This window comes from Pseudomonas sp. NPDC078416 (assembly GCF_050268485.1).
In the GTDB taxonomy this organism is placed as follows: domain Bacteria; phylum Pseudomonadota; class Gammaproteobacteria; order Pseudomonadales; family Pseudomonadaceae; genus Aquipseudomonas.
This window is the reverse complement of the sequence record NZ_JBNNGV010000001.1, coordinates 807,666-832,563: the sequence shown is the minus strand read 5'-3', so window position 1 is coordinate 832,563 and position 24,898 is coordinate 807,666. Positions and strand designations below refer to the sequence as shown.

Annotated in this window: 15 protein-coding genes; 7 read left to right on the top strand and 8 right to left on the bottom strand. The window is 49.8% G+C overall.

The features are described 5' to 3' along the window. Positions 1–68 precede the first annotated feature (68 nt). From ACQKEN_RS03710 to queE, 6 genes are all read left to right on the top strand, one after another. Entirely contained in the window at positions 69–1,004 is a 936-nt protein-coding gene (locus tag ACQKEN_RS03710) for a hypothetical protein (protein ID WP_427683725.1), read from the top strand. Further along, entirely contained in the window at positions 1,001–2,122 is a 1,122-nt protein-coding gene (gene dbpB, locus ACQKEN_RS03705) for a DGQHR domain-containing protein DpdB (protein WP_427683724.1), read from the top strand. The genes ACQKEN_RS03710 and dbpB (ACQKEN_RS03705) overlap by 4 nt, the downstream gene beginning before the upstream one ends. Further along, positions 2,119–3,417: a tRNA-guanine transglycosylase DpdA gene (gene dpdA, locus ACQKEN_RS03700; protein WP_427683722.1), complete on the top strand. Its 1,299-nt coding sequence runs from the start codon at positions 2,119–2,121 to the stop codon at positions 3,415–3,417. Before dbpB (ACQKEN_RS03705) ends, dpdA begins: the two co-directional genes overlap by 4 nt. Then, positions 3,414–4,469: a DGQHR domain-containing protein DpdB gene (dbpB, locus tag ACQKEN_RS03695; RefSeq protein ID WP_427683720.1), complete on the top strand. Its 1,056-nt coding sequence runs from the start codon at positions 3,414–3,416 to the stop codon at positions 4,467–4,469. Before dpdA ends, dbpB (ACQKEN_RS03695) begins: the two co-directional genes overlap by 4 nt. A gap of 27 nt (positions 4,470–4,496) precedes the next feature. Continuing rightward, positions 4,497–5,198: a 7-cyano-7-deazaguanine synthase QueC gene (gene queC, locus ACQKEN_RS03690; protein WP_427683719.1), complete on the top strand. Its 702-nt coding sequence runs from the start codon at positions 4,497–4,499 to the stop codon at positions 5,196–5,198. A 63-nt stretch (positions 5,199–5,261) separates the two neighbouring features. Continuing rightward, positions 5,262–5,897, top strand: a complete 636-nt coding sequence (queE, locus tag ACQKEN_RS03685; RefSeq protein WP_427683717.1) for a 7-carboxy-7-deazaguanine synthase — start codon at positions 5,262–5,264, stop codon at positions 5,895–5,897. 36 nt (positions 5,898–5,933) lie between these two features. On the opposite strand, the gene dpdD is transcribed toward queE, so the two are convergent. From dpdD to dpdE, 8 genes are read right to left on the bottom strand one after another with little or no spacing between them, the layout of a single operon-like run. Beyond that, positions 5,934–8,108: a protein DpdD gene (gene dpdD, locus ACQKEN_RS03680; protein WP_427683715.1), complete on the bottom strand. Its 2,175-nt coding sequence runs from the start codon at positions 8,106–8,108 to the stop codon at positions 5,934–5,936. Then, a complete protein-coding gene (dpdK, locus tag ACQKEN_RS03675) occupies positions 8,105–8,632 on the bottom strand; it encodes a phospholipase D-like domain-containing protein DpdK (protein WP_427683713.1) in 528 nt (175 codons plus the stop codon). Before dpdK ends, dpdD begins: the two co-directional genes overlap by 4 nt. 11 nt (positions 8,633–8,643) lie before the next feature. Then, complete coding sequence (gene dpdJ, locus ACQKEN_RS03670) at positions 8,644–13,098, bottom strand: protein DpdJ (protein ID WP_427683711.1); 4,455 nt, start codon at positions 13,096–13,098, stop codon at positions 8,644–8,646. 7 nt (positions 13,099–13,105) lie between these two features. Next, positions 13,106–13,843 carry a hypothetical protein gene (locus tag ACQKEN_RS03665; protein ID WP_427683709.1) on the bottom strand — a complete coding sequence of 246 codons (738 nt, stop codon included), beginning with the start codon at positions 13,841–13,843 and terminating at the stop codon, positions 13,106–13,108. After that, positions 13,830–16,913, bottom strand: coding sequence for a protein DpdH (dpdH, locus tag ACQKEN_RS03660; RefSeq protein WP_427683707.1), 3,084 nt, complete (start codon positions 16,911–16,913; stop codon positions 13,830–13,832). Before dpdH ends, ACQKEN_RS03665 begins: the two co-directional genes overlap by 14 nt. Beyond that, positions 16,910–17,863, bottom strand: a complete 954-nt coding sequence (gene dpdG / locus ACQKEN_RS03655) for a protein DpdG (protein ID WP_427683705.1) — start codon at positions 17,861–17,863, stop codon at positions 16,910–16,912. The genes dpdH and dpdG overlap by 4 nt, the downstream gene beginning before the upstream one ends. Beyond that, positions 17,863–20,370: a protein DpdF gene (gene dpdF / locus ACQKEN_RS03650; RefSeq protein ID WP_427683703.1), complete on the bottom strand. Its 2,508-nt coding sequence runs from the start codon at positions 20,368–20,370 to the stop codon at positions 17,863–17,865. The genes dpdG and dpdF overlap by 1 nt, the downstream gene beginning before the upstream one ends. Then, positions 20,340–23,420 (bottom strand): protein DpdE, encoded by a 3,081-nt coding sequence (gene dpdE, locus ACQKEN_RS03645; protein WP_427683702.1) that lies wholly within the window; start codon positions 23,418–23,420, stop codon positions 20,340–20,342. The genes dpdF and dpdE overlap by 31 nt, the downstream gene beginning before the upstream one ends. A gap of 1,004 nt (positions 23,421–24,424) precedes the next feature. On the opposite strand from dpdE, the gene ACQKEN_RS03640 reads away from it, so the two are divergent. Further along, positions 24,425–24,730, top strand: a complete 306-nt coding sequence (locus ACQKEN_RS03640) for a hypothetical protein (protein WP_427683701.1) — start codon at positions 24,425–24,427, stop codon at positions 24,728–24,730. Positions 24,731–24,898: the final 168 nt, after the last annotated feature.

Sequence of the window (24,898 nt, the reverse complement as noted above, 5' to 3'; positions counted from 1 at the left end):
GTTATTAAATGGTAAATTACCATCCTTAAATAAATGCAGCACCCGTCAAAACAGGCCTACAGTTTTCCATGAAAATCGTCATCATCACCAACTGCACCAATCGAAAACGTCTCGACGGCCTGCCGCCGGTGGTGCTGAACGACGAGTGTTATTCATCGATTGCTGCCATGGCAAAGGCGTGGAAGGGGCAAATAGACGAGCGTCCCACCACTCTGATGGCATCTTCACTTTACGTGGGCAGAAGCGTTTCTGACGCGAGGCGCGTAGCAACGAAGTTGGACGCAAAGCTAATGTTTGCATCGACCGGCTTAGGATTGATTGAAGGAGATCAGAGGTGTCCACCGTATAACCTGACGGTAGCTCAGGATCCGAATTCTATCATCCCACGTCTCGAAAAATTGGGTGCGCGCGCATCAGATTGGTGGGAAGCCGTGAATGTCACCCAATCAAAGGGAAGCGCCCTAGCGGACCTCGTCAGCCAACCTGACATCGACTTGGTACTCATTGCCCTCTCTTCAAATTATGTCCAGTTGATAGGCGAAGACCTTGGAAAAATCAGGGACACGCAGATCGACAAGCTCAGAATATTCACTTCGCGCCCAGGCATCGAGATGCTTCCCTGCCATTTACGACGCATCGCGATGCCCTATGATGAACGCCTTGAAACCTCAACACTACCAGGCACTCGCAACGATTTCCCTCAAAGAGCCCTGCGTCATTTCATTGAGATTCTTGAACTGTCGAGTGCTCCTGCTGAGATCGCTCGAAAGAGCGTCAGCGCGGCGATGGATCTTTTATCCCTAGCAAAAACGACCATCCGACGGCGCGCATCGGACAGTGAAATTGCCTACATGCTTGAGTGTGTGTGGGCTGACTACCAAGGCAGTTCCACCCGATTGTTACGCTACTTAAGGGACGACGCCCTGGTGTCCTGCGAGCAATCGCGCTTTCGGAGGATCTGGCAGGACATCAAAGGTCAAGACAGCATAGAGAGCAAAGCATGACGAGCGAAGATGCGATTGTGGTGCGTGCACTACGCACCACGCAAGGCGACAACCTTGATGTGTATGCATTATTCATCAGGGGATCTGACCTGGTCCGAATTGCCGACATCAGCCGCCTGTCGCGCGAAGACAGCAGTCCACTCAAGGGTTTTCAGCGCCCCGAGATTAAGAGTCATGTCAAAGGGATCACTGAGTACCTCAATCAGGGAAATGTACTTTTTCCCAATGCAATTATCTTAGCGCTGTCTCCTGACCTGCGTTTTGTTGCAGCACGCGGAAGCAAGCCGACAGGCGACGCGGGGCTTTCGCAAGCGGGTACGCTGACGATCCCTATCAGGGAGGAAGGAATGAGGTCTGCCTGGATCGTGGACGGGCAACAGCGCTCATTGGCGTTGGCGAAAGCAGCCAATTCGGATCTTCCTGTGCCAGTGATCGGTTTTGTATCGGATAGCCTGACCACCCAGCGCGAGCAGTTTATTTTGGTCAACAAGGCCAAACCCTTGCCCACTCGACTGATCAACGAATTACTGCCGGAGACAGGCAGCATCCTTTTGCCCCGCGAACTGAGTGCTCGCAAGGCACCAGCTGAGTTGTGCGGGCTTCTTAGCCGCGATCCCAACTCTCCTTTCCACAAACTCATAAAGCGGTCGTCCGAGCAAAATAGCAAAGCAGTGATCACTGACACCGCTGTAATAACGATGATCCGCAATAGCATCAATAATCCGTTGGGAGCGTTGGCTCCCTACACCTCCAGCACTGACGGTGCGACGAACGTTGAGTCCATGTACAACCTACTGACGACCTTCTGGCGAGCAGTGCGTGATACGTTTCCAGAGGCGTGGGCACTTGAATCCAAGAGCAGTCGACTCATGCACTCAGCGGGGATCATCGCCATGGGAGTGCTTATGGATCGGATCTACGCCAAAATAGGTGGTCAGCGCGAAACCTACGAAGCCGTGCTACAAGAACTGGCCAGAGTAGCCCCTTACTGCGCATGGACAACAGGTCAGTGGCCGATGATTAATGTCCAGTGGAATGAAATCCAAAGCACCCCTCAAGATATCAAGGCGCTGCAAGAAACCCTGATCCGCCTCTATATGACCAGCGCTCACCAATGAAATTTTTATACGCCGACACCCAAGACTACGTAGACCCGGACTACGATTTCATCACCGATCGAAATGCGCCGGGCCGGAAGAGATACTGGGATGACAAGTATGCGCACGAAATGATGACCCCCGTCCCTTATGACGGGCTCTTGGTCTCGATGAGCGCAGTGCGACCTGCAAATGGCGTCGCTAATTCAAAGGTTCGGTACTCGACTTCCGAGCAGCAGCGCTTCCTCAGAGAAGGTGCGCGCAAATTTCTACGACTCGATGGCATTCAGTTCAAAGATACGATGGTCCTAGGTGACTGCGGGGCTTTCGCCTATGTAGAGCACCCAACCCCTGCGTATAGCCCAAGCGAAGTAGTAGAGTTCTACTCAGATGCAGGATTCACCCACGGTTGCTCGCCGGACCACATCATATTCAACTGCGACTCCAGCAATCCTCCAGCGCTGAGCCAGTCGGAAGATGTGCTGTTTCGGTACGAAATTACGCTCAAAAATGCGCAAGAGTTTCTGCGTTTAGTGAAGGAGGCGGAATGGCCTTTCGAACCTCTTGGAGCGGTACAGGGTTGGTCTCCTCAAAGCATGGCGAACGCTGCAAAACAACTCGAAGACATGGGATATCGCTACTTGGCGATCGGAGGTCTAGTACCTTTGAAAGTCGATCAAATCCATGAGGTTCTGAAAGAGCTTCGAGCGGTCCTTAAGCCCGAGACAAATATTCATCTGCTGGGGTTTGCTAAAGCCGAGAATATCCATGAGTTCACCGGATATGGCATTACCAGTTTTGACTCAACCTCCCCCCTTATACGCGCATTTAAAGATGCGAAGTGTAATTACTACATGGGCAACAATACAAGCAAACTGGACTACTACACAGCTATCCGCATTCCTCAGGCGATTGAAAATCCACGCCTGATGCAAGGAATAAAAAAAGGCACTCTAAGCGCAGAACAGTTACAAATCAAAGAAAAAGCGGCGTTGGTAGCGATCCGCGACTACGATAAAAATCTGCTCGACTTTGATTCAACTTTAGCCGTGCTAGTAGACTATCTCCGTCTAACTCTTTCCGGTTCGATATCATCATCAATAGAAATGGAAAAAGAAATCGCCAAGCATGTCCGACTAATCTCACCCACGCTGAGAGACAAACCGTGGCAAAAATGCCAATGTTCGATTTGTCAGTCAGCGGGTGTCGAAACTATTATCTTTCGAGCCAGCAATCGAAACAAAAGACGCGGATTTCATAACCTAGGCGTATACCACCGCCACCTTCAGAAAACTCTGGAACTTTCAAAACAATGATCTATCGATTTAAGGGTGTGCGCGCCCAGCAGGCAGCCGGGCATGATGTATTTTCATTCGCGGCCGCCCCAAATGACATTTTAGAATTTTCTGAAATTGAGAGAGTCGGCCGCGATGAAGAAGGCCACCTCAAAGGTTTTCAGCGCCATCAAGTCGCGTCGCACATCAGAGATATTCGTGACTATCTTCAGCGCGACGATGCATTGCTCCCTAATGCAATCATCTTGGCCTTTCTGGATGGGGTTACGATTAAAGACCTTGGCGAGGGTATTGTAGAAATCGTTATTGATACTACCGAATCCAAACCAGGGTTTGTGGTCGATGGACAACAACGACTCAGCGCCCTTGCGACGATGGAAAAACCTGGATTCCAGGTATTTGTATCTGCATTGATTTGTAAAGACTACAACGAACTGCGGCAGCAGTTTGTGCTCGTAAACAATACGAGGCCGCTGCCAAAATCGCTGATCTATGAGCTTTTACCGACTGTTGACGGCCTGCCAGAACGGTTCACCAGTCGTAAATTTGCTGCTCGTATTATTGATTTGTTGAACTTTTTGCCTAACTCCTCTCTATTTGGCGAGATCAAGCAACACACGAATCCTAGAGGAGTATTAAGCGACATGGCGATGCAGAAGTTCGTGATGAACTCTGCGAATGATGGCGCAATTCGTAGCTTCATGAAGTTTGATGACTTTGAAGCGCGTAGCATCGAACTTATCAACAACTTCTTCCATGCAGTGCGTGTCGTTTTCAAGTCTGAGTGGGAAGGACTAGCACCCAGGAATTCACGTTTGAAGCATGGGGCGGGCCTGGTTTCTTTGAGTTTCGTTATGGAGTTACTTTACTCCGATCAAGGCACAACCAGCAAAGAAGGCTTTATCAAAGGCCTAAAGCTTTTGAAACCTCACACGGCATGGACAAGTGGCGATTGGCACATTTCTGAAATCGACCGCCGCCCCTGGAATGGTATTCAGAACACGCCCACTGATATCGGACTGCTCACCAAGTATCTGACCGAAAAACTCAAGCAAGAACTGAAACGGCGCTAAATCAGACCCAGTCCCGAGGAGAGCAATATGCACACCAAAGCCTTAGTTCTTTTTTCAGGCGGACAAGATTCCACCACCTGCCTTGCCTGGGCGCTGGAACGTTACGAGCACGTCGAGACCATTGGCTTTGATTATGGCCAGAGACATCGAATCGAACTCGAATGTCGACTAAATATCTTGCAGGAAGTACGTAACAGATTTCCGAACTGGGCCAAGCGACTCGGTGAGGATCACGTGCTTGACCTCAAAGTACTCGGCCAGATCAGCGATACGGCGATGACGGCTGAGAAAACCATAGAATTTGAGAAAAATGGACTTCCCAATACATTCGTACCTGGGAGGAATCTGCTGTTTTTGACCTTCGCAGCTACTATTTCCTACCGACGTGGTCTCACAGTGCTGGTCGGAGGAATGTGCGAAACTGACTATTCAGGCTACCCAGACTGCCGAGACAACACTCTCAAAGCCACCCAGGTGGCCTTGAGCCTCGGGATGGACGCGCCTTTGATCATTGAAACCCCCTTGATGTGGCTCGACAAAGCTCAGACCTGGCGTTTGGCCGAAAACCTAGGCAGTCAAGATTTTGTTAGCCTGATTCAAGAAGAGTCCCACACCTGCTACCTGGGGACTCGGCAGCAAAAACATGAATGGGGCTACGGTTGTGGAACGTGCCCAGCATGCGAACTGCGCAAAACTGGGTATGAGCAGTACATTCAAGAACGAGATTGATGATGGTTCAGCGATGACGGATCAGAGCGCTCGCCACCTATTTGAATCAGCTGAGTAAACCAAATGACTTACAGCATCAAAGAAATGTTTTACACCCTTCAAGGGGAAGGCAACCAAGCGGGTCGACCCGCGGTATTCTGCCGATTCTCTGGATGTAACCTCTGGTCGGGACGGGAACAGGACAGGGCTAATGCCATCTGTACATTCTGCGACACGGACTTTGTGGGGACAGACGGGGTGGGTGGTGGAAAATTCAAGGATGCGAATGGCCTTGCCCTCGCAATAAATTCATTATGGCCTCTCCTCCATCAAGAACATAAGTATGTGGTATTGACCGGAGGAGAACCGCTGCTGCAAGTAGATGATGCTTTAGTGGAAGCACTGCACAAATATAGCTTTACCGTGGCAGTGGAAACCAATGGCACAATAATACCACCAAGCGGGATTGACTGGCTTTGCGTCAGCCCTAAATCCACCGCCAAACTAAAGATCACTCAAGGCGATGAATTGAAATTAGTTTTCCCACAAACTGAAGCACAACCAGGAAGCTTTGAGCATCTCACCTTCAACCATTTCTATCTCCAGCCAATGGATGGACCAGAGGCCCACCTAAACAATGAATTGACCATAAATTATTGTAAGGCGCATCCAAAGTGGAAACTCGGCTTACAACTGCACAAAGTCCTGATGATCCCTTAGAATAAGTCTGACTGAGTTATTAGTTTACACCTAAACCTAAATAGTTTTCCGCTTTAACCCTTCTATAAACTCACGAATTATGCTTGAAGCACCTTTACCATGCGGGTAGATAATATCTCTTCTTATATTTATCACCGGATAAAAAGCCTGATGTTTTGAACTACGAGAGGAGAACACAAAATAATCGGCCGTTTTGGCCAGATTGCACAAGGCTGGAGTAGCGGTGTGATCACAGTTTATCTCGACCTTGAGCCCTGCGAAAATCACTTCAAGTACGTCCCGAGCGCGGCGCGCGGCACCTTCTGTGAGAGTATAAATACCTAATAATTTTCCTTGTAAATCAGCGGTTGGTTCAGTTACTGAATCGATATCTGATCCAGACTCCTTGTTATTACCAAAAGCTGGGGCTGGCTCACCGACCTCAAGAATTTCTTGCATTAATACAAAGGTCAGCTCGCGTACCGCTGGTTCTTTAATTTGTCTCCAATGCTTTGTCGCGAAATCCTGTAGTGATTGCCAGACTTGACGACGCAATGGCTCTGCTGGACAGGGTGCGTCCAGCAGCAAATCCAACAACTCAAGCATGCCAGTATACGCCTCTGGCCCCTTATTGATCTCCCAGAGCATCAATATAGAGTCGACTAATCGCGTATACCCATCAACTGCGAACGGTTGCTCCAACATCAACTGAGTCAACTGTGCAGCCAGCGACAGCAGTGCTGGATTGACTATAGAATCAAGAGCAAGCAATTCTAACAATTCTAACCAGACAACTCCTGGGCAAGCCACATTGCGCTCTTCCAACCAGTCTAGCAACAACGGAAGCGTGTTACGAAGAGTCGTCTGCCCCACAGGAGATGCTGTATTAATGCATTTAAGAAATCCGTCTGAACTAAAGGAATCTACTGCCCAATCTTCGCAATACTCTTGAGCCTCTCTCTCCAGTGCACCAGTCGGCAACTCAGTATCGACCAAGCGCTGAAACCAACTATCCCAACCTCCCAAATGCTCTGTAGAATAGCGCTTTTGCAAATTTTGCAAAATCGCAGTCATCATAGGTAATGATTTCAGCGGTTCAAACCACGACGCAGGCATGGCCTGTAATTTCTGCCACAATTGGTGCAACTCAACTAATGGCACATCCAGCGAGCTTTGCAGTAAGGCTTGTACCGCCACTGGCCCCTCAGTCAGATCCTTTGCCTCGCCAACAATGGGTTTTATTGCAGCTTCAGATTGATCTAACTCAACCAAATCCGCCCAATGCAGCAGTTTTCGAAACCAGTCCGAGTCGATAAACTCAGGTACCTGTTGAGTCTGTGCACACCTCAATGTAACAGTGCCGGCAATCCATAACTGCCAATCTTGTTTGAAGCTTTCGTGAGATTCAAACAACGGAACAGTCATAAAAAGTGGGCTTAACGGGCGGCACAAATCGGCCAATTCGCCCCTACGCTCCTTCCCTATGGCCTCAGAAATTAGCAGTCGATTAAGCCCCAACTGCCCCAATGCTCGAAGCAATACGCGAACTAGTCGTAACGGAATACGGCCGCCGAGCAGGCTGGGTAGCCGTGGATGGCTGACAATGTCCTGCCAACGATCCGCTGAAGCCAAAGCCTGCAACTCCAACGACAGCAAATTAGGTGGAGTGAAGCTTCCCGAGTTCTTAAGCTCTCCGTAAAATTGCCAAGCACCTTCACCGTCACGTAATCGATAGGCCAGCATAAAATCACGCAAAACTCGACCTATTGGCCGCTTGGCTAGTGATGTAAGCGCTGGACGTTGACGATACAACTGAAGCACGTTAGCTAGGACTGTAAAGACCCGGTATTTTTGCTGATCGTCCACCTCGTCAAGTAAATCAATACGTAATAACCCGGTTGGGGCATGCGCTAGCAACGCGCTCTGCCCTTCGTTACTTGGAGTGATGATCAGGCCATAATCAAAGCAGGTATCCGCCGTTCCCAAAAACGCCGCCAATACCTGGCGTAACTCCTCCAGAGCGCGGCTATCCTCCGCAGCGGCGTAGAAGCATAATTCCGGCGGGCGACTGTATGGCAACAGTAAAGGCCACTGCTCCGCACATGCGCTTGTCAACAAAGGCTCCAACAAACTCTGATAGGGTTGCGGGTATTTCCCAGCAAACACTTTGTCCGGATCGATCTGGTTATCGGCCGCGAAAAAGGGCTGCAACCATGTAGGTATAGTGTTCATGAATGCGCCTCGAAGCGATAATGCTCCTCAAACTCTAGTAACGCTTCAGAAATTATCTGAGAATTACTGGTGAGCATGACATGTTCGTCATTACGGTTTGTTCCACTCCAGGTGTAATTCATCGAGCCCTTCAAAAAACAACTGTGGGTAAGTAGACCCTTGGTATGAACCTGCTCACTGAACTGGCAAAAAAAATCATGACCAGCAATTAAACGGCCGCTCAACTGTTGGACAAACCGACGACTGTAGGGATCATCGCGGGTCACTACCCGCAACCGGCACCCGCCATTAACCACCTTCGCTAGCACTTCGTTAAAACTAACCTCCCTACTACCCCAACCTGGCTCTAGTGCGTCCCACTGCCCTGAACAGTTGTCCAATAGAGGAAAGTCACTCAGCCAGGGCGATACCAACCATACAGGCTCAGGGTTAAGCAATAGGCCGGCCATTAGTCCACCTAGTACCTCGCGAAATTGCCGACGACCTAGGGAGCCGTGTAGGAAAATTTGCCGCTGTTCACTCATAGCTAAACTCATTATTGAATGGCCTCAGCCAACTCGACCCTCAATACCATGCTATCTTGTAACCGCCTCATAGCCCCTATGCGGGGATAAAGCCATAGTCCGGAGTGATCAACCGGATTTAGCTGAATCTCGGCTATTATTTTCGAGATTGAGGAAATGTGGGTGCGCGGGATCAAAAGATCAACCCGTCCTTCTCGCTTTAACACGCTATGCAATTCAGACAAATAATCGATTGTTAACTGGACATACGACTCTTGTTGAGCAAAGAGAAGGCTACCTAGCAGACGCTCAGTCGTGGCGACACCCGTTTGAAAAGGGTTGTAGTAGTTCATTTCAGACTGACGGATTGCGTTACCACGCGTCCACAATAATCCTTGATTACGACAAAGTCCTTGGAAAACTTCAACAGCAGTCGCCTGAACACCGAGTTCTTTAGCAGATAAAGCATGAGCAGCGATATTTAATCCCCACTCCAAGCCACTAAAGCTTTCTAAATATCGCCACTGCTCTAGCAAGTCCAGAAGGTACTTGTCGGTATTGGTATTGCTGCCTGGTCTGAGGGCCCTTGAGTGCAAAACACTTAAGAAACTATGGCTAAGGACAAAGCCTTCACGAAGCAGAACACGATGTAACTCTGCGTTGGCATCACGCCGTTGTTGCAAATCACTGCATCCGCGCACCTCAGCGACCGAGTCAGCCAGATCTCCCTCTTTCACTGCCAGGCCAAGCAACTGAAAAAGATCAAAGTCGATTTGCTCATAGTCACTTGGCTGTAGGCTACGCGCGAACACGTTAAGTACGCGCACCGGATCCTCAAAATATTCCAGTTCTAAACGAGTGATAATACCATTACCACCCGCTTCTGCCTCACTCAACCAGACTTCCAAGCAGTCCTCACGCCATAACGCATCAGCCAGGACAACCCGTTCATCCACATCAGGCAGCAACACACACATGGATTGCTGAACTGCCGCGGCCAGAGTATTGGCCAACAACGTGCGCGTCCATTGGCCCAATTTTGGCAGTACATGCACATCAGACCAGAGGGCATTGGCGCACGCTTTCAGGCTGCAGAGTAGATCATCTCGATCCAGTAACTCTCGAAGGTCTGCCTGTAACTTTTGCTCTTGCACTGAATCAAGATGCTCATCAGGCTGAAATAAGCTCTGTGGAGTGCTGCGTAATCGCTCAATACCCGCATTCGAATGCAAGCGAGTCAACGCACTGATTAGTGGTTGGGGATCATTTGTATTCAAATTTAGCAATTCACCCGCCACTGCAGCCAGATAACACTCGGCAATCCAATTAGCCTTAAATGGGTCACCACCAAAAATTTCCAGTTGATCCACAAGATGCCGGAAGTAGATCGGCCGCAATCCTTGTAAAACCTGCGAGTTTTCTAACAGCCCCGCTACGACCTGATCAGTGATAGCAAAGCGCAATCGCATGCCATCGACCCACTGCCGGGCACCAATAGCAACAGGCTCGCCATTACGCTCCCAGTCGAACCGAATTTTGGTAGTTGCTCCCTTGCTAAACCGTAAAGTGGCATTTGCAGTGGTGCTAAAACGCAGCACCTCTAGAGGAGTCATTTGCTGATGCAAACAGAAAGTCACATCGGTCAGATGCTGCCCCCAACTGCCAACTGGGGGTGTATGCACTTTAGTTAGTGCTGGAACGCGAAATTCGGACTGCCATACCAGACGCGAATTACTTTTCTCAGAAAGGCCTAACTTTGGTTCTAGACGTCGAGTATATATGGAGCTAGGACGCAACACTCTTAAAGTTTCATTCGTATCAATAGCAACCAACCCTTCATCACGTAACTGCTCACCAAAAGCTTCACAGACATCAAACCCGCACTGCTGAATGGCATCCGGTTCAGGTACAAAATTTGCGGGCACTAACCAGTCAGAGTCGAGGTTACTGTCAATGGCATAACGTTTAGATATTCGCCCTGGAGCAAACTCACGCAGGGCCTGAAAAATTGGTAGATTCGTCCATTCAATACGCGCTTCCGACCCGCGCACTAAAGCAACAAACACACTCGGCAAACTCAGTTCAGCGAACAGTGCCTCAGGTATAAACTCCGAGAGTGGTGAACTTCCTTTCACCACATCCTCCCAAGGTTGGCCGTTAGCACTCCAGTTTGTTAGCAGTTTACGCTGCAACGTAGGCAGCACTTCAAGCATTACCGAGCGCGGCGGAGCCCAGAGAATTCGCTTCAGCGTATCGTCATCGACCTGCAGGGCATCCTTCAAATAGGTTTGGAACTGTTCTTGCTGACTGCTCGGTCGTAGCAACTGCTCGACCAACGTCAGTAGTTTTTTGCAGTTGCTTTTATTAACTTGCGGCTTGCGTAGAATCGTCCAAACGGCACCACTACTTAACTGCGCGCTGAGCCAGTCAAGCAGCGCCATAGCAGCCTGCATTTTTTGAATATGGCTGTTGTGCAGCGGCAAACCTTGCCGCTTAATTTCGGGGCTAAGCAACTCCTCATAGCGTTGAAATGCCACTCGATCACGACCGAACTCTGAGAGAATTACAAGCATCCACGGGCGCATGGTGCGTGCGCGGCCGGCACGACCCTTGCGCTGCAAATAGGATGCAACATCACGTGGCGCCTTGTGTTGCAGCACAGCCCCCACCGCCGGGTCATTGAAGCCCACCTCAAGAGAGGCCGTGGCAACAACGATCTCAGCGTCAGCATCAACCCCAGCGTCCTGGCTTGAGGTGCGTCCGATTACCGCTCGATCATCCTCATCTAGCAAATGTCCGATATCTAGTCCTACTCGCCAGTCTTGACCCAGCCGAATACGGTCAAGGGGATGGGTTGCATCTTGCTCATCATTCTGGTCATCTCGTGGGCCACGCAAGCTAGCAAGCGAGGAATGATGAGGTTTAAGCCCCCACCTGTTGGTGCGCCAGCCCTCAGCATCCGCCAATTGATGATACAGACGATTATTCGCATCCAAATCATCGGTAAAGACAAAGGTTTTGCTGCCCCAAGTACCCAACGATCGGCTCTTGCGAGCATCCAAAATACGCCTAGTGAGCATGCAAGCCTGAATAGTGGTCGAGAGCAACGCAGTCTGGGAAACTGGATCGCCGCGAAGCACCATTAGATACTCCGCACCCTCATCAACCATTTCATCAGGTAACGCCTCGACCAATTCAACTTGCTCTTGGCGTGCACCGACTAACTCGGCAAAAAAACGTGCTGCATCTGTCAGGGTTGCAGACAACCCGACAAAGTGCGGTCGGCATTGAGCGCGCTTCATCCAGCGCCTAAGCAAGTAAGCAACGTGAGCTCCGCTGCTACCACTGTAGGTGTGCACTTCATCGAGCAGCACCAACATCGGACCTGCCTGCTCGCCCACACCAAATAGGTGGTTACAACTAAAGTCACCAAGCCTGCGATTGAGCATCTCGGTGGTGGTAAATAGAATGTCCGGAGGTACGTCTGTCTGACAACTACGGGTCAGCGCCACCTCATCATCACCAACACGATGTCCACAGCGACTGCACTTAACCTCTTTAAGAGTGGCATGCCACTCCATTTGACCAGTACAGTTGCTGCTGGTGCAGCGCAGCAAGTCAAACTCTGGTTTTTGTTTACCCGTTTTATAATCCTTCCCGGCCATACCCCAATTATAAGGTGTATCACCATACAGAGCACCAATTCGAATTTTCCGACCAACTCCTGACTGCATCAATCCATCAAGTTTACGGCACTGACCCCAAGCTTCCATGAACTGATCTTTGAGCAGTTCATTGCGCGGGTAAACTGCAAGAATTCGTACTCGCGGCGAGGGATCAGTCAATAGATCCGCGCTTAATGAAGCGAGTGCTGGCAAATAAAACGACAGCGTTTTACCGCTGCCCGTTCCCGCGCAGACAATTGTGCCAGAGGTTTGGTTATTACCACTGCGCTGATCGCTGAAGGCCTGTAAGATGCGAGAGGTTGCGCGCGCCTGAAAACCAGCCAATTGCATATTACTGCTCGGATCAAACAATAGATCAATTGCCGCTTCTAATTGTTGAGTATTACTAAGCTTCGGTATCTGTAACCACTGAGGCAATAACTTGGCTATAAACTGATCACGCACAGGGTAATTACGAGGGCGCCGTATAAAGCGAAAATCTGATACGAGTGTACGAGACCGGTCAAGCGATTGGCCCAAGAACCATTGTCGTAGGTTACGGTACAAATATGCCGCTTCCCCCATCCGCGTGCGGTAAACCTTTTTCAGCCCTTCAGGATGGGGTACTTCGATGAGCATCGCATGCTTGGTCAGCGCCCTCCGTACATCATAGGAGTCATGATCGGGTAGCACTTCTTCTAGGACGGCCAGAACTTCGTCTTCACTGAAAAACCCCCCAGTGTCACCCCAGACCAAGAGGCTGGTTTCAAACTCCTCCAACCTGTCTAAGCAAGCGTGCAAATCATTCAGCATTATGCTCATAAAAACTTCAACCTTTGCGCCGTATAAGGAAATGACCAAGTAGGTCGCCCTTCTGCAACCACTCGAAAACCTCCGAACTCATCGCTGACAAGGGTAGCCAACCGTCCCTAAACAGCTTAAAGAAATTTCTGACACTATCAGGAAGAGTGTCCTCCAATTCAGAGCTTACGGCCTGCATTTTTTTTGCCAGATCCTGTAGGGTTATAATGTTCTCGACACTTGAAGGACCCGCTTTTTCCAGAATAGCAAACTCTTTCTGCCACCCTATATAAGACCTACAAAGATCTCCACGTCCGGGGATATCTTTCTGACTTTCCAGCACAGAAGGCAGCACCAGTGATCGCTCTCTCAAAGAGGCAACCCACCCTCTCCAGCAAGAATCAACCTTACTCTCCAACTGAATCGCCAACGAGTCAAGAACCATCTTAGAGTTATCTAACGAGTCATCCTGTCTTGCTGCCGCCTTTAATTGCTCCCAGACCCCAATGCAGGACGTGAGGCTGGCAGTGGCTTTAATGACTTGCCGTTGAATATCCTCATCGACTCGAATAAATTCTGGGGCATCGGCAGGAAGATTTCTGAGAACAACAATCTTATCCACCAACGTCCTAAGAGTCGCCGCAACAACAATAAAGCGCTCTCTGATCGCGTTGCAATCAATGATTTGATTTTCCGCCTGGCTTGAAGACTGACTTAATTGCAGTTGACTACGCAAGCTTTGGATCTGTTGCTCAAGCGCAATCATGACTCACCTCCTGCAACTTACCTAAGGCTAACGACAAATCATCAAATATATCAGCAACAGAATTTTGCGCGTTTGTCAAAGTCTCACCACCCCACTTATTATTTTCTGTAACTAAGCACGCGAGGGCATGCCCGTAGACAATTTTCCAGTGACCGAACCCCCTCAACACTTGCTCTAGTTGCTTTCCATCAAGCCGATTGACCTGCTCAAGACGCTTAACCACATCTACTTCGATACGCAGTGCTAGAAGCCCCTTTACCACATCCCAAGACTTACTGTCTTTCAGGTTCGCCAGGGACGCCTGTAAGTTTTTTGCATTGGGCAAGTCTGCTTGCGGTAAAGGATAATGCCGTCCCTTATCACTGATTTCACGTACAAGTTCGATCATTCCATCCAGCAAACCACAAAACGTCTCGTAGCGAGAGCAACCGTCCAATACCTCTATGGCACTGACTGCCGGTTGCAATGCCATAACAATATTTTTGGCTAACTTAATCAATTTTGGCTCTGGGTTTATCTTGGCGACCCTAATAGCCTTCAGTACTAGGTAGCCATCCATCCCATGAAAGTTAGCAGAAACCAATTTAAGCCAAGCTTCGCGCTGAGCATCCCAATCTTCGAGCACTTGCCGACGCGCAGACTCTAACTCGGAAACAACAGGTGGCACCTCGACCTCTCGAATTTTTTCAGCTGTTTTTAGCAACTCATTTAAACGTTCTCGATCATTACTGCTTCCTGCCAGCAAACCCAAGGTCATCGCCGATTGCAGTTGCAGACTTAAAAGCTCCGATAATACTTGTTGCGCCTCAACCGCTAACGTCTGCAAAACATCGGGTACCCACTGCGCAGCGAAAGTCTGGCAAATAAGGTAATCCTCAAAACCATTCGTGTATTGCCAATCAGCAAAAGGAGGCTTTCGGTTGTAATGCTCATAACGAAGCAGTGCCAGAGATACTCCTTGTAAAAAATCAGCTTTTCCTGGAACATCAAAATCCTTATCTATAAAAAATCGAACTCTACTCAAAGCAAGGTTACCCTCTGCGAAAGGAAGTTCAATCAGTGGACGACTCCCACTTAGAAGAGATGGCAATTCCTTTAAACCCAGCCAATCTAGATGTTTATATCTCTTTTTCGTGTACAGGTCATAGATGCGCAATAGCCCTGCTCGCAAATCACGAGCATCATCTTGTCCCAATTTTTGTTTACGTTGAAACCATAAGGTTACAGTATCTTCCAACTGATCTAGTCGTGTCTGATCCGGGTCTGTTTTTACCCTGAGCACAGATTGCTTAGTTCTCGAAGCTTCTTGGCTAACTGAGTTAGCAGGAACCGCAACAGAACTAACCACTCCATCTTTTAGCAACAAAGCCAAGCCATCCAACCCAAAGACTTTAGGTACCTTTCGATCTAATTTGCTTTGCAATTCTTCAATCGAGCGACTGTTGTATCCCCAAATTGCCGCAGTAGTTTTCGATCGCCCTGGCTCATCTAATCTCTGCAAGCCACCTAATCCGGCATTAACAGAAACACCTGCAAAACCTGCTGGAGGAAAGCGATTATCCAAGTATAGATCTCGGTAGTCGCGCAAGGTTCGCAATAGGACTTCGTTTAAAATCTGCCGGGGATTGAACTTCAAATCCCCTTCACCTTTGCGGCAAAAACTATCCGAGAGAGCGGCAATGGCATTACGATTAAAGGGAAATAGCGGCACCTCACACGGCGCATAACCGAACGACTTTAAGTCGTCGCTATCATCATCGGAATCTGACCACACCGACGGCCATGCCCCTTTCTCTCGAACGGCCCAAGAGGATTTTAGCGCTTCACTGCCATGGCGAGCAGCATTTAGATAGCGGCCACAAAAATCCACAATCCGTTCTAGAGTCTGCTCACTATCTTGCCCATGCTCACGAATATGCCACTCATAGTGAGCACGTGTTTTAATCGTATCCTGGCGGCGCAGATAGCCTTGATAGCCATCGGTTACTGCAATGGCGGAACGCAAGGTGCACAACTCCTGCGTACCTTCACGTACAGATTCCTCCAGCAAGCTGTCAATCAGAACGTCTTCAATCGCGGAGATAGCCGCCATATCCTCAACAAGCACAACCAGAGTCCGGTTTTGTTGCTTCAACGAGCGACGAATTTCCTTGAACAGATCTTGGAAGCTGCCGCCACTGAACTGAAATAATTGTTGGAACGCCCTACGAGTCGACTCGCCTAGGACCTCACTAAGCACTCTTGCAGCAGTCTCGCGAGCTTCTGCACTGGTATTAAGTTGTGCCTGGCTAACATACCGTTTTGCATTACTTGCCAAGTCATCCAAATTAAAATTAAAATCGAGATCCTGAGCATTGATTTGATAACTATTACGACTCAACTCGTCATTTGAGGCCCCATCAGTCAGACGAGAGGCAAATTGGTAAATGCAGTGATCCGGCTTAAGCAAACTAAGCCTGAAGTATGAGTCTTGAATCAACTCAGAAAGGCCCGCACCTTTACTGGTGTGAGAAAATATTTCTTTAAGTCGAGTTTCTTCTTTAGCATCTGGACGGGTCCCATTTGCACGATGCACCTCTACGACTTCTGCAATCTTACGATTCAAGTGCCTCAGCTGTTGCGCCATAAAGGTCAGCAACAACTCTGCGACCTCATGGGTATTTAAACGCTCGCTCACCTGGCTTATTTTGTCCCTTGCCAGGGTGAAAGATTCACCTTCCAAGTCCTTCAGCAGAATTTCCAATACCTGTCTTAGACTGGCATTCTTTGGAATTCGTACGATATGCCAATCGGCGGACGCTGGGTGAAGCTTTAATTGAGCATGCAACCAGCGAATTAGGTGGGACTTGCCCACCCCGGAGCGACCGATAACCGGAATTGGCCGTTCTATTAGCAGAAAATGCTTAAGCAGATCCTCTTCATTACAAAGTTCATCCTCGCCACCACCCACTCTCTGCAACTGCATAGGCTCATGTACTGCCAACAGAACGTGTTCGGCCAATTCTTCAGCTTCGGTACGTATACACTGAGCGACATTCTCAGGCAGCGGCCAGTAATTTACCAGACTCATGCATTCACCTCCGAAAGGTAAACAACCTCACTAACAAATCGATGCTTTCCTTCAGGCAGTTGCAATTGCATGCTAGAGTTATCGTCTGAGGCCTGATCTAAGCGCAACCGAAAAGCGCTCTCCAAGCGCACAAGAGCATGACTTAGAGATGGACTGACCTGATGAACCTCTCTCGGACTCCATCCTAACTCCTCCATCATGGGTTCGAGCAAACGACGGAAACGCCCGCCGTCCAACAGTGGTAATTTCTCAGCCAATCGCTCAATAAAAATATTGAGCGACAATTTACTTTCACTTGCAAACACAACTTTCAAATACGGTTCAATGGCACGAGTTGGATCAACGATATAGCCCGAACCAAAGGGCTCAAGGAACCCCAAAAAATCGCCGTATTGTAAAAACGTCGGCAACTCATTACTCAAATTCAGGCTTCGCTCACCCGGTAACCAGCGATTAACCGCTTTTTGTGCACTACCGTTTTTGCCAGGCAACACCGTTTCCCCTCCCATAAAGGTGTAACTCTGCTGCACTAACAGACAAGTCATAGCACGAAAGAAAGGCTCAGTATTCTTCTCATCCAGTATTTCCTGATCCGTTTGCGACTTGGCATTATCTATTATCAACTCCAAAACTCTTTCAGGTAAGTTTCGCTGTGTTGCACCTGATGATACCGAGATCATACCAGCGTCATCTTGTAGCCAAAGACCTTCCTTGAGCCAAAAGTCTAAATTCCACTCAAAACGCCTCATTGCCGTTCCATCGGAATCATCGACCTCATCAACCTCATCATCTTTCTTTTTCTTTGGCGACAACTTAGGCAAAAGTTCAGGCCGTAAAACTTCCAACAACTCGGTACGCGAGACTAGCTTATTTTTGCGTAGTAGCACTCTATCAATCAAATTCAATAACACCAAACTGCTGCCTGGATGGGCATTGTTAATCATCGACATTATTGAAACTCCTGACAAAAACTTTCCAAGTCCCTGCTGCCAGGGTGACACTCCCACCAGGTACGATAAGGAAAAAGCGGATCCGCCAATCCTTCTGGTGCGACAATGACCCTGGGGTGTGGATCAAAACCCGACTCAGGCAGGTGCGTTTCTGCCGGCATCAGAAGTACCAATTCTACCCAACTCCCAATGGGATCTTGAGGTTCAAGCGAACACCAGAACGGCATGCTTTCCAAAGAGTCATCTTGGTACAACTCAGTCAATACTGCATGACTGGCGCGTATGGCCTGAATCTGCTTACTACGCAATAAGGCCTTCAACCAGAGACGCCATTCCTCAAGTAGATAGTTGGGTGTGACTCTGCGATACGACTCGATTCGGTAACGGACCCGCAGTAAGTGCGAAACTGGCATCCAACTCGGCAGAGGAGATGTCTGCACGCCACGTAGGTGAAATACATGCCCAAGCGTCGGGCTAAAAACCCCTCGCCCCTGATCACGACAACCAGGACAACCTCCACAACTACGCTCGGGGGCGACCCCACTAGGCCGATAGAACTCATCCAACACCCAACACAGCGGTTTCTTCGCGTCCTTTAGCCATCCAATTAAACGAGCAAAGCCAACGGCCCTCACCTGTTTTTCTTGGTTACGGCGAAGAGTTACATGCTGGTGCCACACCTCTGGGGTCAAATGGGCGTCAATGAGGATCTGTACGCCGATCCGACTGTAATAAGTCTCAAAATATTTCGCACGGAGCTGCTCATCCTCATGCGTTAACTCCCTCTCAAACTCTGGCGGTTCAGGTGGCGCAAAAAACAGTCGAATCAACCCCGCGCGCTGCATCAACTGCAGCGTGCGCAAGTTCCATTTTTCATTACGCTCGCTATGCCGTGGCAGGCCCCGATGTAGCGCCGAGCGGGAAATAGTGAAGTGTTCACCGCAACGCTCCTGGCTTCTTAACAACATTTTCCAGCGTTCTAGTCCCAGTTCTGCGGAAATCAACCTCTCCTGAGATAGGCTTTCAGCAATATTCAACTGTCCCGGGTGGTAAATCAACCAAGACCAGCAGGCTGTGCCGTCACGCCCTCCGCGGCCTGCTTCCTGATAGAACCGATCTAGGCTTTCCGGCACGGCAATATGCAGCACCGTACGCACCCCGGACTTATCCATGCCTACACCAAAGGCGGAAGTCGCGACCATAATATCTAATTGGTCACTCCCCCACTCGCGAATCAAGGTGTCGCGTTGATCCGCAGCGGTTCCACCATGAAACAAGCCAACTCTGGCGAACCCCTGAGTTAGCAGAATATTCTTCCATGACTCAGCCTCTTTCTGCTTCGTAGTGTACAAAATTAGCGGACGAGGTAAACGCCGAATCGCGTCCAGCACCGCGACTTTATGCGCTTCAGAGTCAGCAGTTTTCAGAAGATTGAAGTTAGGTTCTGGCCGTAAAAAGCTGCCGTGGATCTCTATTGCTTGTTCGTCTTCAAGTACAAACGAATCTTTAAGCAACTGCAAGGTCGGCTCACTGAACGTTGCCGACATTAGGACTGTTCGTATGCCTCTCGGCGAGTGTTGCTTTAATGAGCGAAATAGTGGTGCTAACAACTGGAACTCCGGACGAAATTCAGCACCCCACTGATCGACAATGTGCGCCTCGTCCACAACCAGGGCTTCCAACTGCCCCTGCTGGGCCAACCGAAACAGCGCCGGTCGCAGCTTGCCAATTGCTAACTCAGGCGAGCAAAATAGAATTCGCTGAGTCCCGCTTTTTAACCTCTCGACAACTTGCTGGTGCTCATCATCCTTCTGCCCCCCATACAAGGCATAACTACCTCCATGGCCACAACCCGCACGGTCAAGCACGTCAGCGGCCCGGCTTGCCTGCTCCAGTGCTAATCCAACTGTTGGCACAATGACCAGTACCAGTTTCTGCTTGCCTGCAAAGAGGCTAAGCGCGTGAATCACCAGCGTTTTTCCGCTACCAGTTGGCAGGTTGATAATCAGCGTGCTGTCAGGAGAAGAGGTAAGAACAGTTCGTATCGCCGCTTGCTGCCCAAGGCCCTGGTATGAGTCAAATTTGTCATTTTTAAGCTTTTGGCGCAGCGCCACGTCCATTGGAGCCGACTTCAGATGACGGCGCAGGCGATGCCCATATACCGCAAGCGCAGCATCATCCAGAACATTTACCATCCGCACATGTCCTGTCATGAAATCTTGGACCAGACCGACCTTGTCGAGAGAAAAGGTATCAACGGCATTGGGGGGTAGTTGCAACACAGGCTCGACGATGTTGCTAGCCAATGCGCAACCTATGGCATCCCGGCAAGCGGCGGCCCGGTCAGTTGGACTCGATTTCCGATCCCGAAAAACCGTTAGTAATCGAATGAAAAATGATTCAGACAAAGCACTGGCATCACTCACAAGGCCAGGACTCAACAATGCTGCTTGTAATGCATTCCACTGCGCTTGCATCAAGACCTCGTCAGCATTTTTTTCGTGCACACTACTACCGCATGCATCGACAGCAGATGCAATTGCGGGCCAGTCGACAAGGTCTGTGCTAGGCGTAAATCAGCCAAAGTCTGTTGGCGACTTCTAGATGCAATCTTTAAGACCGTTTGCCTCCAATGATCTGAAGGCAATAAAAATTCCAACTCAGGCCAAACATCATCGCGCAGATTGATATCTTGAAAGCCTGGATTCGATTTTTTGTAGGGCCACTCCAGTGACTTCAACATGTCCTCAGCAACTACCACCCCCCCATCCTCCGCCAGCCAATGACTATGAATTAAAGGCGGCATCAACTCATCACCCCGGCGCTGCTCCAGACGGCCAGACCCAAGATTCGTAGAGGAGACTAACCAATCAAGGCGGAAGAATATCTTGGGTTCTCTTAAACTGCTCTTTTCCAGCACTCGCAAATAGGCGCTGGTAGCCCCACGCGAGTCCACCGCAATTAAGTCATAGACTGAATCTACAAATGGCTGACCATAACGGAATGGGTAAACCCCAAACTGGCCGGCCACCTGAACTCGAGAAAAATTCATTGGTGCCGTTGCCGGTGGATTACCGCTTTTGGGATCGATGCCTGTCAAGCAAGTGGCAACAAAGCTTTTAACGTCCACTAACGTTTTGGCTTCCTGACGAGATCCCTCTACAGCGAAACGAAGCCTAAAAGGGACCTGTAGGTTACCCTCAAGGTTGAATTGCAGCCCCTTAGTCATCCATGCACACATCCGGTGGGCATGTTCTTCGGCGATCTCATCTGCGCAAGCGATTTGCTCAGAGAACTCTTTCGCCTCGTTGACTTCATCATCTAGTGCTAACAATTCTTCCTGTACCTTCACGCGGCGGCGCTCACGGACAAGCAAGCCATCATCACCGCTTAAGCCTGCAGCACCGCTTAGCAGCGCCTCATCACCTGACAACGCCACCGCTTGCCAGGTCTGCTCCAGATGGTTCTCCAGTACATATTGAAGACTGGCTACCGTGTTGTTGAATAGGCCCACAGACAGATCCAGCAGATCGACCCAGCGACGGGTTAATCCGTCATTCTCAGGAAGTAGCACCAAACTTTCTACCGGCCGCACCCCTACTAGATTGGCACTGTAACGATTCAGGCGCCCGAGTCTTTGCTCAATCCGACTGAACGAGCGTGGCAGGCTGTAGTGCAGTGCAAGTCTCTGACCACCGTGTAAGTTCAAACCATCTTCGCCGCGATGATCACAGATTAACACTTGGATGGAACTCTCCGGCAGTGCGAATCGCAATTTTCGCCCCGGGATATAACGTTCAACAGCCACCCCTAACTCAGAAGCCAATACAGTGAATACATGCTGAGCCACTTCTTCTGCACTACAGAACACCACGGCCTTGCCGCCTTTGTGCCCAGCAAGCCAAACCCGCACGGTTTCGACCAGACAATTATCCTTGTTTTGCTGCTCGCGAAGGGCCTGCTGCGCTATATCATCCAGCAATTCTTGTTCGGCCTGCTGCAGCGCCCCAGCCAACGACTCACTGGCTTGCAGAGCGCGTTGCCCAAGCAAGAAAGGGCTGATCAATAGATCGTCTACCCACTGCAAATATACCTCTGAACTCATCACTTGAAATTCATCGGGGTCACGCTTTGCTTGACTACGATACTCCTCCAACAACAAGTCTAAAGATGGCATTTGCGCCGTTACAGGCCAATAACTGCGGCTCAAGCCTGCTAGGCCTGGAAACAACCACGCCAGTTGCTGAGACTCACGGCGGTTACGCAGCATGCGCTGATGCAGGCGGTAGTGCTCACCGATGTAACGCCGTAGAGTATGGATTGACTGCGTTCTCAAATCGCCATCTTGAGCGGCAAAAAAATCTACTAGTGGAAGGGTTTCTTTGATTTTCGAGTGCAACACCTGATCTTCAGGAAACTTACTTTCCAGTTTTTGAAGGATCTGCTCCACAGCCGCGTTGGAGTTGCCAGGTGTCAGGGCGCTGTACCAGCCACCGACTAATTCTCGCTCACTGATCTGGGTAGTAAAGCGACGCACACCTTCCTCTGAAAGTTCATAGGCCTCAGGACTAAGGCAGTGCAGCATTGCCAGAAAATTTTTCTCATTACCGTTTAGGGGAGTACCAGAAAGAAGCAGTACAACCGAGGCCACCTGACAACCTTCGGCCAAGACTCGAAAACGCTCGCGCACAGCAGACTGTTGATCCCATGCCCAAGGTGCAATTTGGTGAGCCTCATCAACCACCAATAAGGTAGGTAACCACCCCTCAAGGACACTATTTACGTGTTCATGGGAGCAGATTCGAATCAATCGTCCCGGCTCTGACTGACTTGCCAACAGTTCACTAAGGTGAAAGCGCCCGGACAACTCGTCTCGCCATTGCTCGATAAGTGCCGCAGGCACAGTGATAAGCACTCTTGAGTCGTGTTTTTTCTCTAGGACATGCTCACGAATGATCAGACCCGCCTCAATGGTTTTGCCGAGGCCTACTTCATCTGCCAAGAGGTATTTAGGTATTGGATCCTGTAAAACTCGACGCACTACAGCAATCTGATGCGGCTCCAATTCAACACTACTGCTGGGAATTGAAGAAATCGAACGACAGGCAGCGCGCTGCTCGATATAAGCGCTTAAAAAATCATGCCGTAAGGAGCAAAAATAGGGTGCGTCATTTGACCGTGCAGCCAAAAACGCCGCCGGGTCCAGCAGCTCTCCCGGCCCTATATTCAGGCAGTTAAGTTGATCAATGTCGACCTCTTGCTGATCCCCATCAGCCCGAAATATCACTAGATGCCTGTTACCAGGGCGAGGACCAGCGTACCTACCCCTCCTCCAAATACCGCTTGCACGATCCTGACAATACACAATCGACTCTTCGTACAACTGCGCACTCTCAAGCAAAGCAACATCTACGGCTTTCAGTCGACACTCAGAACTAATGGGGGACTCAAAGAATCCCACCACGCCCTCATTGCTCTTGTGATCCACGCTCAGTAATTTTCCTATGCCGGAAAAGCCACTGGAGCACACGAGATCGCCAACCATCAATCCACTCATTCCGTTCCCTAAATGTTCGTCATACAGCGATATTCGGGTGCAACAAAATCATAACCACTATGGGCACGGACAGACGCCAGCGAACAGCGATGATCTAGATCAGGCGTGTCGATTGCTTTGAACTGCTTCTGGAGGGCCATCCTTGGAGAACTGTGACCTGCCTTGCATGAACTAAACGTCACATTACCCGTTTCATCGACAGGTGGTGAAGCAAACCAGGTAAGCCAATGGTCATTTTTCTTATTGCTAGTCGCCTTATTCATCCCACTGGCCATCCTTGTCTTGGTAGCGATCCGTATCGCCGTGATCCTGATCCCACTGCCTCCATTAATTGAGATCACGATCTGTGTCGCCTTTTTCGTGGCCTCATTGGCGGTCGTTACCCAGATCGCATTCAGGTGTCACCTTATTGTACTCCCACTTACCGTCATTGTTCAGGTCACTGTCCTGAGCCTGAATGCTGATGCATGCCGGCATGACCGGTTCAGCCAAAATCAACCTCCAGACCCGCAAGGCAGCCCCTTTGCTTTGGTTTAAAACGCTGTATTGATTGCATCGCTGCTTCAATTACCCACTCAAAAACTCACTGCCACCCCAGCCAGGTAATCTGTGAGCAAACCTTGGATCAGCAGCACTTTCCGCTGCAACTGCTCCACATGCGCACGCTCCGCTCGTAATGCCGAGTACGACTCCCGATATTCCCGCATCACCTGCCTGTTGGCGAGTCAAGGCGTCGGCCAGTTGCGCATGAGCATCCTGCATAGCACGCAGGAGCAACACTTGAATCAGTAACGCCACCATCAGCGGAATCATGACCAAGCCTGCCCCTCCCAAAAATTGCCCACACCAACTCCATGCCTTCCATCTCGTTCGCCCTCCCAACACTCGCGGGCCATATTACCCCATTCTAAGAATATGTAGCATTTGACGACAGGTCTACAATGTAGGCTAATACAGGTAAAGTTTTTGCACAGGTGGTGGCGTCATGAAACGCGAGCAGTCGATTGAGCAAGTACGCTGGGATCTGGCCTTACGCTATTGCCTGGTCGGAGGGCCGCCTGACCACAGGGCACCTGATGCAGAGCTTCGGCATCAGTCGGCAGCAGGCGTCCAACGATATCAACAGCTACATCAATGAACATGCGCCTAAAAACCTTACATATAGCAAATCGCTAAAGGGCTATGTGCCAAGCAAAGCGTTCAAGCCACTGTTCATTGACGGCAGTGCCAGCGCCTATTTACACCTGCTCAACCAGAATCACCAACGCGCGCCGCATCGCCGGCCTGGCTCTGGTCTATGCCCATACTGAAGTAATGCATGTGCCGACCGCACGATCCGCCCAGGGTACTACGACCGCTGCTTAAGGCCTGCCGTGAAGGCCTCTGACTGGAAACCGAGTACGTATCATTTTCCACGCAATTTCAGAAATCCGGCTGATTGCCCCACACACGCAGATCTATATCGGCATGCGCTGGCA